Here is an 11,327-nt window from a genome sequence, read left to right on the forward strand (position 1 = left end):
TTTAAATTTTATCATCAAACGAAAGGACATGCGGATGCGCATCATTTCTGCCAACGTTAATGGAATACGTTCTGCCACCAGTAAAGGTTTTATTGACTATCTTGCTCTGGCTCAGGCAGATATCGTGTGTGTACAGGAACTAAAGGCGCAGGAAGCTGATATGACAGAAGAGATGAAGCATCCACTGGGCATGCATGGGGCGTGGCATACCGCTCTTAAACGAGGTTACAGTGGTGTGGCTATATATAGTAAACAGCAGCCGGATGCTATTCAAATTGGATTAGGTTGGGAGGATTTTGACAGAGAAGGCCGATACGTGCGTGCAGATTTTGGTCAATTAACAGTTATTTCATTATATATGCCTTCTGGCAGTAGTTCAGAAGAGCGGCAGCAGGCTAAGTTTTGTTTTATGGATAAATTTCTGCCTATACTGCGAGACTTGCAGACATCACAACGAGATATTCTGATTTGCGGTGACTGGAATATAGCTCATCAAAATATTGATATAAAAAACTGGCGGGGTAATCTGAAGAATTCTGGTTTTTTGCCGGAAGAGCGCCAGTGGCTAAGTCAAGTAATTAATGAACTGGGCTGGGTCGACATCTGGCGCACCTTGTATCCGGAAATACCCGGCTACACATGGTGGAGCAATAGAGGGCAGGCTTATGCAAAAGATGTAGGCTGGCGTATAGACTATCATCTGGCCACGCCAAATCTGGCAGCCTGTGCGCAGCAAGCAAGCGTCTACAAAGATGTTAAGTTTTCCGACCATGCTCCTTTGATTGTGGATTACGCCTATCCATAGTATTAGCATAATAGAATGCGAGAAGTTTAGTTATTTATGAGAGTAAAATGTGTGTGGCTTGAAAAAGGAAAAATTGGTTTAGTCTCAGTGCATCGTTATCTAATGTCCCAATAATTGGAACATTAACTCATATATAGAAATTGTATTCTGCCTTTACTGAACCGGCTTTGCTGACTATTCATATTAATTTCAAAAAAATAGCAAAATTATCACACAATAGAGTATTAGAATTCCAAAGTTAATTTTTGCTGATTTTGAGAACGTATTGTTACAGCCGGTTTTATATTTGTCCAAAATTTCAGCTTGGCAAAAATCTTTTATTCTGAACCAAATCAATTCAATATATTTAAACAACAATACTGTATAAATTTGGAATCTGCCATCATAAACTGGCTGAATTTCTTTCTGAACATTTTTAAAACCATACTTAATAATCATTCAGTTAATCCATCAGCTTTTACACATGAATACTTCCCATGTTTTATGAAATTCAAAAATTAAATGTATATTATTTACAGTGGTTTGCATTAAAGATAATGTCTATTTAGAACGAAAGGGTTGACGAAGTGCGCAACGCCACCTATAATTCGCTCTTCCTTTCCCTGATAGCTCAGTCGGTAGAGCGACGGACTGTTAATCCGCAGGTCCCAGGTTCGAGCCCTGGTCGGGGAGCCAAAGGGTCGTTAGCTCAGTCGGTAGAGCAGCGGACTTTTAATCCGTTGGTCGAGCGTTCGAATCGCTCACGACCCACCATTTTTCCTCCATATTTTTCAATATCTTACGCATTTGATCTAGCGTTATATTCCCTCCCCCCAAACTAGCACCTGTGACAAAACTGTGACATTCATTTGCCATGATATTGTCAATCTTTGATGCATGCTGAATTAAATGCTCTGGTGCCAAATGAGCATATCTTTGCACCATCTCTAAAGATTTCCAGCCACCCATTTCTTTTAGTGCATACAATGAAACTCCATCTTGGACTAGCCAACTAGCCCATGTATGTCTTAAATCATGCCAGTTAAAGTCTTCATCAATGCCTGCATTAGCCACACCAATTCGCCATAGTTTGTAATTCAGAGATTTAACAGGTTTATGACGTGAATTTAAAAAAACGTATTCATCATGTTTACCTAATTGTTTAACTAGAATTTTTATAGCGGTATCATTTAACGGTATCACTAACGGTTTATCTGATTTCATATCTTCGGGATAGTATTCACATGTTCGTTTTAAAAAATCAATTTGTGACCATCTCAAATCAAAAATATTTCTCTGCCTTAAACCTGTAGCTAAATCATATTCAGCCATAGCAGCCATATATGGAACCAAATTATTTAACAGTCTTTTGGCTTCCGCTGGCCTTAGCCATTTCATTCGGTGTTTAGGCTCCTTAAATAGTTTGAGTTTTGGTGCCTGCTCCAGCATATCCCAATCTTGAACACACGCATTTAAGATTGATCGAATCAAGGCTATATATCTATTTTTAGTACCATTGGAAATATCCTTTTGATTAATTATTGACATAATCATTTGTTTATCAATCAGATGTATATAAATTCCTCTCAACTCTTGCAGCTGTCGAAGTCGGCATATATCATCCTTTATACTTTTTTTAATCCCTTTTTTTTCCTTAATCCATCTTAGGGCTGCCTCATCCCATAGATATTTTGGTTTTTCATCTAAATTTATTTGTCTCCATGTTTCATACTTCAATTTATCGTGTAACTCTTCTGCTAATTTTCTGTCTTTAGTCCTAGTACTTCCGCGAATTCGTTTACCGCTTTGTAATGTAATGCTGTAATACCAAACCCCGTTTTCTCGTTGATATAATGACATTTTTTTTCACTCTCTCGTTGGAGTGACGCTTGCAATTGCATATTTTCAATACGATGCATGAAATCGTCAAGGTCACTTTCTTTTATTACATAGGCACGGCCAAATTTAACTGCACGTAATTGACCGTCTTTAATATATTTTCGAATAGTCTGTGTGTGACACTGACATATTTTTGCAACTTCATCAGCTGTGTAAGTTTTTAAGCCTGTAGGTTCCACAATATTTTTCTTAATAGATGATTTCAAAAACACGATAATTAGACGTATCCATGAACCGTTTTAGTCGTTGTATGGCTTTGTATCGTTGTATACCTGTCTCTAGAATCAGATAATTATTTTTATCAACATAAAGAAACAGGCAATATTTTTTGCCTGCTTCGGTTGGACTAGGCAACAATCTAAAATGCGGAAATTCTTCCGGCGTATAAGAAACAGATATTTTTTCTGTCTCAATAGTTTTAATATCATTAATCAGCATAATAAATAATCCAAGTTGTATTTATTAACGTCAGACATATCATTGAATCTATGAATTCAAAATTAAAACGACCTAGCTATCTATAACAGCTAAGTCGTTAAATTTTGAATCTATTGATTAGTTAAACAATCGAAAAATAGAAAAAATACTACCAACAGCACAACAAAGAGCAGAAAAAATCGAGAGATAGAGAATAATAGTAATTTCTTTGTTGTTTGTAGAAATATTACTGAAATTCCCTTTTAGTCGCGCATACACGTGATTTTCAAGCTGGTTAACCTTTTCCTCGTTTTTTTCTAATATTTCTATAAGTAAAGCCTGCCGGTTCTTTTCAAGGCGATTTATAGCATCAATTAATTCGTCTGCTTTGGTTGTAAACAGATTGATAAAATCTCCATTAGTTGCCAGCTGGTCAGTTTTTAGTTTGGATGCAACATCATTAATAAAGCTGTACTGCATTAACAGTACAGCAACCAAAGGATCTGTAGGTTCAAGCTTAACGCTTGTAATCTCAAACACCTTATTTATGATGTGTTTGATTTCCGAGTCCATGAACTATTGCTCCGTCGTCAAAATATTACCGCTGAATGTGAATTGTGACAGTTGTGCAAATATATCACGCTGTACAGTCAGTAAACGTTGACGAGGAATTAGTGTGAATAAAGATGAGCTTTTTACTTCTTCAAAAGTCAGATTGTTTTTTACCATCACCTCAATATCTTTGCCAAAAGTGTCTTTGGTTCGGTTCGGAATTGTGATAATGCCAACTATCTTGTCTTGATTTTTGCTGATAACATTGAATTCTGAAACCTCTTTATCGTTTCGAACAACATCACCGAAATATTCATTACTCCAGACCATTACCCTACCGTTGAGCCGTTCCAATACGGTATTTAATCCAACAATAGTATCTTCAAGACCTTGGCCGCCAGTAAGTACCACATGAATAATTACTTCAATGCCCATTTCTTTTAGCATATCCGCAATCATGTTTTCAGCCATATAATGCAACAACGGAATAAATGTTGCCGCACCATTATCAATTACTGCTATTTCTTTTTTACTATTAATAATTTCTTCAATTAAGCTGTCAAAATTGCGAGAATTGATATTATTGTCCTTTTCCAGAATATTGACAGTTTTCGTTTTCAAAGCAGCATAACGGGAGAATGTTTGATTAACTGGATCTGTATCATAGCAAGCGACTTTATCTTTTCCGATTGTATCGCGCAAATATTGAGCAACTAAACTGGCAACGAAGCTTTTACCTACGCCCCCTTTTCCTTGTAGCAAAAAATGTACTGCTTTCATTTTTAATACTCCTAATAAAATAGCTGTTTACAAAGAAAAAGTCACTTTGCGCGCATTTCTAGAAATGACTTTTCTTTTGTAAAAAGCCCCTACTAACAGAATGGGTAACTGATAGTAGGGGAAAATCCCCCAAGACTAAAAGGGAGAGAGAGGAAACTATTTATTATCTACCCACCGACCGCCTTGATCTGGATTACCAACATATTTCACCTGGTCAACTTGATAAGTCCAACCCTGCTGTTCATATGCTGTACAATATTTAGGCTTTTTAGGTTCAATGTAGATAATAGTTTTATCTGTACAGGTGGTCTCGTTTTTCCATAATCCTGTTTTGTGGCATTCTCTGATTGTTTTCTTACGCTGCATTACTCTGTTTAATTCATTTGCATCACATCTGCCGGCACCGTTTGCTATTGCATTGATAAGCTCCGGCATACCTTTTTCTTTACTGGATGGGCAAATACTCAGAAAATCTTTTCGTTTTCTGATGGTATCTGACATTTTCTCTGCTTTAATGGAAAAATAACGTTTCAGAGAGGGAGTGCATTCATTAGGGCGATCACCTGAAGAAAGACATAAAACCGCCTCACAAGAAAGGCGTGGGTCACCAGTTAATAAATTATTATCTTCAGCACTGGCCATAAATGATACTGAAAGTAAACTTACCATCAATATATGTTTTAGCTTGTTCATTGTTACTCCGAATACGGTCAAAAAACAAAAGCCTGCTCATTGAACAGGCTTAAATTTTCTGACAGATTGTTATCATTAATAACATGTTAGTTATTATGAATGCGTATTAGTTTTATCATTAGTATGTAATTTCGAATACATAAAATCACAGGCTTTTTTAACTCCATCATTGCTATATTCGAATTTCGATACACTAGATTCTTCTTTGAACTTATAGGATTCAAACATTACTTCAATTTCACTAATGGGATTATTTACCCTAAGATAAATTACAAAACGTCCACTCGGAATTATGGGTTTTGCTAAAAGATTAAAAATTGGACTGAAATCAACCCTATCAATTTGTTCTTTTGTCTCTTCAAAACAATATGTATTTAACCAGTGGTGAGCATAAATTAATTCTTTGCCAGCATCTAATTCTAGGAAATCATTTATTGATTTTAGATCCTTTGATTCATCATCTTCGTTTCTATCAGTCATTAAAGTTACACTGAAATAGTGTTCAATTTTTCTAAATTCCTGTCGAATAGAAATAAAATAAATATTAGTTTTACAATCCTTATCAATACGACATTGCATTGTTTGATAATCTTTAATTTTATTCATTAAAGAAATTAACTGTTTTTTCACAATATTTCCTCTACTTTTAGTTAAAAACAAAAGCCTGTTTACTGAACAGGCTTTGTTTGCGTACGGAATAATGATTTATTTTTTTGAACTTTTTTGATTTTTTCTCTTCAAATGAGAACTCAAAAGAAAATTACAGATACTGGTGATACCTTCATTTGTATAATCACTTGCATAACCGTAATCTTCATCACCATCATATTCTACTCTAATAAAATGTTTCTCATTTAAGGTTCTATTTAATAAGATATTTGTTATCACAAGTGAATCAATGGTAATAACTAAATAAATGAACAAACGGAAATCATATTCTTGTACAGGTAAACTCGGACGAGCGAATTTTTTTAACCAATCAAGTGTATTATCTACTCTAATTATTGATTCTGCTTTTTCAATGGGGTTATCTACTATTCTAAAAGAAACCGAGTTTGACCCGTTACTTGTAGGAACTTCTATATAAATTTCGTAGAAATTTGCTACGGGTTTTTTAATTTGTAAACTTACTCTATCAAAACATGATACTTGATTACATAGTTTTATAAGGCTACTAATCATTTTTTTTCCTCTCTTAAAAATTTAAAATTCAAGCAGCCTGCTATACAAGCTGCTTAGTTTTAAATCTGGACTGCCGTTATTTCCGCCACGCCTTACACTGGTACGGAGTTACTCAACGTAATAATGTAAATTTCGCAGTTAGGCGGTTCTGCTTCCCCGTCGGAGATTTTTGTCTCTACTTGTCGGGCTTCTCACTGATTGCGCAACGGGCAGAATGTCGCGCCTTACTACTTATGTTCAAATTTGATAAGTAGTAAATCTTCTCCTTGTTACTGATTTAAGGCTCATATAACTTTGCTTATTATGTTGCAAATATAAGATGTTTCTTGAAAGAAACATTATTGCTAATAACCAAAAATAAAACCTATTGTTAAATCAGGATTATTCGGACTAAGTTGTTAAAGAACGTTTTCAATACGTACATATTAGCTACAGCTAACACTAAAAGCAAGCTTTTTTGTTAGCTGTAGCTAACTTTGTAAAAAAAAGTGTGTCTTTTTGGCAAATATTTAGATTAATTTAAATTAGAAACGCTTTAGAAACGTTGAAATATTTGAGATTGTGATATCAAAACTTTACCCAGAACGCTCATGTTAGATTTTTCTTTTTGCGAAATATTCCATGTCTGGTATTTAGGATTATCAGATATAACCATGAGAATATTCCCAACCATTTGTAATCTTTTTAGATGTAAGTGGTTGGAAAATACGAATAGATAAATACCGTCCCCATCATATTTTTTAATAGATGTATCAACAAAAACTAAATCTCCAGGTTCTAAAGTTCCGGACATGTTGTCCACTTTAATATTAGTAATATTTAAATTTTGAGGATCTTTAGAGCCAAACATTCTTCTATATTGTTCTTCTGTGTATTCGATAGATGATATTGAAGAATTTATATCTGATGTGCTGATAATAAATTCACTTAAGAATAGAGGGCTTATTGCAAACAATTCAAATTCCGGAAAAGCTTGAGATTCTGTATTTTCTGTAAAGGTGTCTTGTTCAGTTGTTTTTGATGAATTTAGTTGCCAGAAGCCCTTTCCTGTTGCTAGCCAATCGGGATCACATTCCAAAAACTCAGCTGCACGTAAAAGGTTTTCACCTTTTAGTGTTTTAGTCATACCACTTAACCATTTAGAAACAGATGGAGCTTTAACTTTGCAATATCTGCAAAGTCCTGCCTGTGTTTTGTTAAGGGTACGTAATCTGAATTTGATGCGTTCGGATAATGATGTCATTAGGTGATTATCTATAAATTTATATTTCTCATGGGAAAGGCAGTTTTAGAAAAGATTGACTTCAAATGTTAGCTACAGGTAACATTAATAGTGTTTTTTAAACATAATTTTCAAAAAGGAGTTTTTTATGACCGGAGATTGCACTCTGTTAGAATGGTTATCTCAAGAAAGAGGCAGAGTTAAATTCTTGGCCAATAAGTTAGATAAACATTATACGTGGGTAAGTCAAATTGCTCATGGCCATCGTAAGGCACCATTAGAGACGGCTATTAAAATTGCAGAATTCACTAACCATGCTGTAACTGTCGAATCTATAGCGGTAGCTTATAAAAACAAACCCTGATTTTATCTCAAATGTACGTTTCTGATTTAGCTAAAACTTTAAACCCAGACTTTATAGTCCATGATGATATTTTGCAGCTATGTAAATGTCCAAAGGTGGCAGTTGTTTTAGCAAAATTTATTTGGTGGGCACAAGTATCTGAACGAAAATATCCAGAACGGAATGGCTGGTTTTTTCAGACGCACAAAGATTTTTTAGATCAATTCTCTTTAAAGCGTCGAGGATATGAAAAAGCGCGTAAGGTATTAGTGGAACAGCTCGGTGTTCTAGAGTATCGCCGGGCTGGATTTTTTGGGCGAATGAACTGGCGCATTAATGCTGATAAATTACGTGCTCAGCTGTGTAAACTACGTGGCCAAGCCGTCACACCTATTGAATCTAACTTTCATAAGGACAGAGACGGTTTTTGGCTACCTAAATCGATACCACTTGAACAATGGCATTTGTTTCTTGATTCACGCACTATCAAAACTGGGAAGATTAAGCAGTCTAATCAAAGTAAGAAAAAATGGGTCAGTCAGCTGGAAAAGCTGATAAAAGAATATAATGACGTGCCAGCTTATATGTCGTTTGTTGCCAGTCGCGGCTGGGCTAATTTTATCGTTCACTCATCTGTTAAATGGGATGAAGTTATTCGCTCACATAAAGCTCTTTCAACTCTATCAATAATCCAATCTACCCAGAAACAAACTGAGCCACCAGATAAGCCAGATAAGTCGCCTGAAGACGTGGACAGTATCAGATTAAGCATCAGAAAAAAACTAAAAATTAAAGGCAGTGACTAACTAATTAGTCAGGCCTTTTTTTATCTTTAATTTCTATTATTCAAAATAAATATTACATTTACATAAAAAAATGAAGTTCAAACCTTCATTCGCCCATTTAATATTCTAAAAACATAAAAAAAAGCGTTTTCACTTTGTATATATTCTAAAAGCATATAAAAATTAAAAAAAATTCGTTTAGAAAAACCTATATAAAAACATATGTTTGTACATTATGAGCAAATAACATTGTACATAAAGTGCAATGTAGATTGCACATAAAGTACACGCTATATACATATAACAACTACATAGACCACTTCATATATCTAAACGCAGAGCTAGAATCTTTTTTTATTTTAAATAAAGCTATCTAATTGCTTTTATGACAAAGGTTACAACTCCTACAATTTCCATATTATCTTGTGGACGAAAAATGTAGTTATCAAATTTGCCAATAGTGCTATCGAAATTGAGATAGGCTATTTCATTTACTAATTCAAACCGTCTAATAGTAAATGCAGCACCGATATTGGCCATAACGATATCTGAATTCCGGGCCTCTAATGATCTATCTATGATGAGAATATCACCTATACCAATACCAGCATTTTTCATTGAATCGTTGCCACATCTGACAGCTATTGTTGCAGGCTGATTTCTAATCAAATAAGACTGAATATCAATCGATTGGCGCTGTTGATCTGTTTCGTATAAATCAATCATGTTTAATTACTTAAAATAAATCGTCTACATCGTCTTTGCTTGCCCAGGAAGGTAGCGGTTTTTTTTTCGATTCTTGTGTGTCTTTAGTTTGTGATATATCCAGGGACTTAGCATGAGCTTTAATCGTGTGTACTTTTTTAGGTTTAGCTTGTTCTAGATCGCTTTGTATAGTTTTTAAGTATTTACATACATTTGATTGGCTTGTTCGTACACCGTTTAATTCCAGAAATCGAACTATATCTATATTAGATACTTTTTCTTGTTTCAATTTAATAATATCGTCTTTGAATGGCTCGAGCTTAGAAACTCTTTTCTTAGCAGTTTTCAAAAATTCTTCAGCTGTAATACCCATGATCAAACTCACATAAAATTCACTAAAATAAACTAATATTGAATATAACGAATACTATAATAAACTAAAATTCAATAAAAATATACTAGAATTGAATTAAATAATACTGAAATGAACTAATATACATAAAAATTCACTGAAATAAACTAAGATACACCAAAATACACCGAAATAAACCATAATAAACTTATTATTTATTCGAATCCGCGCGAAAAATTCCCCTCAAAAAAAAGAACGCCCATTAATAATAACGACTTTTAAACTAAATGCAGGATAGGCAACAACCGGTAAAACGGGGTCGTTGCCGAATTCAGCTTACGCTGAAACGCCTACGGCTAGCCTTATTAAACATCGGAAGCTCTAGCCACCGTGTTGTTTTCTGATGTCTAAATTATCAGTTAGCCAAAGTCCAGACCATGCAAGTGTCTTTGCACAGATCCCACCTTTTTCACTGCTGATGCACCGAACAAAGATGAAATCTGCACAAAGCCAGTCTGGACTTTGGCTACCAGATAATTTTTTACGACATCACAACACGGTGGCTAGAGCTTCCGATGTTCTGGTAACAGTAAACATTAAAGGAATAAGTAATGGGACTAGATATGTATGCGTACGCTGTAAAAAACACTGCGTTAAATAAATTTGATACTGATATAGAACTTCCTGAAACAGGCAAAGAAGTAATCGCTTACTGGCACGAATTTGAATATGTGAATGAATTTTTTGAAGATTTGTATTTCGATAGAGGAGGGATTAAAGAACTGTTTAATGTGACAACGGTAAGAGTAGATGAGACTGATTTAAATGATTTAGAAAAATCGATTAAAGACTTGAAATATGAAATAGAAACAGGGTCTTTGGGAGAAGATGATGGAATGTATATGGAAGATGTTGATGCTACATTAACGTTTATAACACATGCAAGATACTTGATAAATGAAGGATATGTAATTTTGTATTACACATGGTGGTAATAACGAAATCTAAACAGGGGCGGGTAGGGTACCCGCTCCAGTAAAGCCAGACGCTGAAATAAATCATATCAGTTGCTGCTATTCAGATTTTATTAATAATGAAAGAAGATTGTCATGTTTTTTTATATGGGTGCGTATACGCTGAATCCGTCAGACATAGGTAATGAAAAGATAATTATTCCATTTCCAACAGATGCAATACAAATTGCATACTGGAATAGATACACGCTTCTCCACGGTTTTTTTATGGATTTATACCACCGGTTAGGCGGGCTACAACAGTTTAACTATATATCTATACTGGTAAATCATGAAGATTTAGACGAAATTGAACTAAGAATAAAAAATTTTTATCAATTCTCTAATTACGGTTTTTTATGGAATGCATACTTTTCGTATCTTGATATTGAAGAAGATGAAGGTGAAGAAATTTTTGAAAAGAATATTGATGAGCTTGAATTCGTTGAGGTTGCAAGAGAAAAAATGAATCAAGGTTTTGCTGTTTTAATTCATTCATATTGGAGCATCTAATACAAAGCACTGAGAGATCCCCTCATAATTTCCCCAAAGCGTAACCATGTGTGAATAAATTTTGAGCTAGTAGGGTTGCAGCCACGA

Annotated in this window: 16 protein-coding genes and 2 tRNA genes; 7 read left to right on the forward strand and 11 right to left on the reverse strand. The window is 34.6% G+C overall.

Annotated features, from left to right (window positions below; all coding sequences use genetic code 11):
• Positions 1-34 precede the first annotated feature (34 nt).
• The 3 genes from J3U75_RS11245 (at position 35) to J3U75_RS11255 (ending at position 1,558) form a co-directional block, all read left to right on the forward strand.
• Positions 35-805, forward strand: coding sequence for an exodeoxyribonuclease III (locus J3U75_RS11245; RefSeq protein WP_267392179.1), 771 nt, complete (start codon positions 35-37; stop codon positions 803-805).
• A gap of 599 nt (positions 806-1,404) precedes the next feature.
• A tRNA-Asn gene (locus J3U75_RS11250) sits at positions 1,405-1,480 on the forward strand.
• Positions 1,481-1,482: 2 nt separating this feature from the next.
• Positions 1,483-1,558, forward strand: a tRNA-Lys gene (locus J3U75_RS11255).
• Here the strand turns inward: J3U75_RS11255 and J3U75_RS11350 are convergent.
• From J3U75_RS11350 to J3U75_RS11300, 9 genes are all read right to left on the reverse strand, one after another.
• The gene (locus J3U75_RS11350; protein WP_323811372.1) at positions 1,517-2,644 is read right to left on the reverse strand and encodes a site-specific integrase; all 1,128 of its coding nucleotides are present in this window, start codon (positions 2,642-2,644) and stop codon (positions 1,517-1,519) included. The genes J3U75_RS11255 and J3U75_RS11350 overlap by 42 nt on opposite strands.
• Positions 2,542-2,862 carry a helix-turn-helix domain-containing protein gene (locus J3U75_RS11265; protein WP_267392180.1) on the reverse strand — a complete coding sequence of 107 codons (321 nt, stop codon included), beginning with the start codon at positions 2,860-2,862 and terminating at the stop codon, positions 2,542-2,544. The genes J3U75_RS11350 and J3U75_RS11265 overlap by 103 nt, the downstream gene beginning before the upstream one ends.
• Before the next feature lie 10 nt (positions 2,863-2,872).
• Positions 2,873-3,121 (reverse strand): lipopolysaccharide heptosyltransferase, encoded by a 249-nt coding sequence (locus tag J3U75_RS11270; RefSeq protein ID WP_267392181.1) that lies wholly within the window; start codon positions 3,119-3,121, stop codon positions 2,873-2,875.
• A gap of 117 nt (positions 3,122-3,238) precedes the next feature.
• The gene (locus J3U75_RS11275; RefSeq protein WP_267392182.1) at positions 3,239-3,673 is read right to left on the reverse strand and encodes a hypothetical protein; all 435 of its coding nucleotides are present in this window, start codon (positions 3,671-3,673) and stop codon (positions 3,239-3,241) included.
• Between the two features lie 3 nt (positions 3,674-3,676).
• Positions 3,677-4,432: a conjugal transfer protein TraL gene (locus J3U75_RS11280; protein WP_267392183.1), complete on the reverse strand. Its 756-nt coding sequence runs from the start codon at positions 4,430-4,432 to the stop codon at positions 3,677-3,679.
• Positions 4,433-4,588: 156 nt separating this feature from the next.
• Positions 4,589-5,125, reverse strand: a complete 537-nt coding sequence (locus J3U75_RS11285) for a TrbM/KikA/MpfK family conjugal transfer protein (RefSeq protein WP_267392185.1) — start codon at positions 5,123-5,125, stop codon at positions 4,589-4,591.
• A gap of 93 nt (positions 5,126-5,218) precedes the next feature.
• Positions 5,219-5,755, reverse strand: coding sequence for a hypothetical protein (locus J3U75_RS11290; RefSeq protein WP_267392186.1), 537 nt, complete (start codon positions 5,753-5,755; stop codon positions 5,219-5,221).
• Between the two features lie 75 nt (positions 5,756-5,830).
• On the reverse strand, positions 5,831-6,307 hold the full coding sequence (locus J3U75_RS11295) for a hypothetical protein (RefSeq protein WP_267392187.1): 477 nt from the start codon (positions 6,305-6,307) through the stop codon (positions 5,831-5,833).
• Between the two features lie 535 nt (positions 6,308-6,842).
• The gene (locus tag J3U75_RS11300; RefSeq protein WP_267392188.1) at positions 6,843-7,550 is read right to left on the reverse strand and encodes a S24 family peptidase; all 708 of its coding nucleotides are present in this window, start codon (positions 7,548-7,550) and stop codon (positions 6,843-6,845) included.
• 127 nt (positions 7,551-7,677) lie between these two features.
• Here J3U75_RS11300 and J3U75_RS11305 point away from each other — a divergent pair, with 127 nt between their 5' ends.
• Together J3U75_RS11305 and J3U75_RS11310 are read left to right on the forward strand one after the other, a co-directional pair.
• Positions 7,678-7,893: a helix-turn-helix domain-containing protein gene (locus J3U75_RS11305; protein ID WP_267392189.1), complete on the forward strand. Its 216-nt coding sequence runs from the start codon at positions 7,678-7,680 to the stop codon at positions 7,891-7,893.
• A gap of 11 nt (positions 7,894-7,904) precedes the next feature.
• Positions 7,905-8,678 carry a hypothetical protein gene (locus J3U75_RS11310; RefSeq protein ID WP_267392190.1) on the forward strand — a complete coding sequence of 258 codons (774 nt, stop codon included), beginning with the start codon at positions 7,905-7,907 and terminating at the stop codon, positions 8,676-8,678.
• Between the two features lie 348 nt (positions 8,679-9,026).
• Here the strand turns inward: J3U75_RS11310 and J3U75_RS11315 are convergent, their stop codons facing one another.
• Together J3U75_RS11315 and J3U75_RS11320 are read right to left on the reverse strand one after the other, a co-directional pair.
• On the reverse strand, positions 9,027-9,383 hold the full coding sequence (locus J3U75_RS11315; RefSeq protein WP_267392191.1) for a S24 family peptidase: 357 nt from the start codon (positions 9,381-9,383) through the stop codon (positions 9,027-9,029).
• 10 nt (positions 9,384-9,393) lie between these two features.
• The gene (locus J3U75_RS11320) at positions 9,394-9,735 is read right to left on the reverse strand and encodes a hypothetical protein (RefSeq protein WP_267392192.1); all 342 of its coding nucleotides are present in this window, start codon (positions 9,733-9,735) and stop codon (positions 9,394-9,396) included.
• Positions 9,736-10,325: 590 nt separating this feature from the next.
• On the opposite strand from J3U75_RS11320, the gene J3U75_RS11325 reads away from it, so the two are divergent.
• Together J3U75_RS11325 and J3U75_RS11330 are read left to right on the forward strand one after the other, a co-directional pair.
• Entirely contained in the window at positions 10,326-10,709 is a 384-nt protein-coding gene (locus tag J3U75_RS11325) for a hypothetical protein (RefSeq protein ID WP_267392193.1), read from the forward strand.
• 114 nt (positions 10,710-10,823) lie between these two features.
• The gene (locus J3U75_RS11330; protein ID WP_267392194.1) at positions 10,824-11,240 is read left to right on the forward strand and encodes a hypothetical protein; all 417 of its coding nucleotides are present in this window, start codon (positions 10,824-10,826) and stop codon (positions 11,238-11,240) included.
• The last annotated feature ends 87 nt before the right edge of the window (positions 11,241-11,327 follow it).

The organism is Snodgrassella sp. B3088 (genome assembly GCF_026535815.1).
GTDB classification, from domain to species: Bacteria; Pseudomonadota; Gammaproteobacteria; order Burkholderiales; family Neisseriaceae; genus Snodgrassella; species Snodgrassella alvi_E.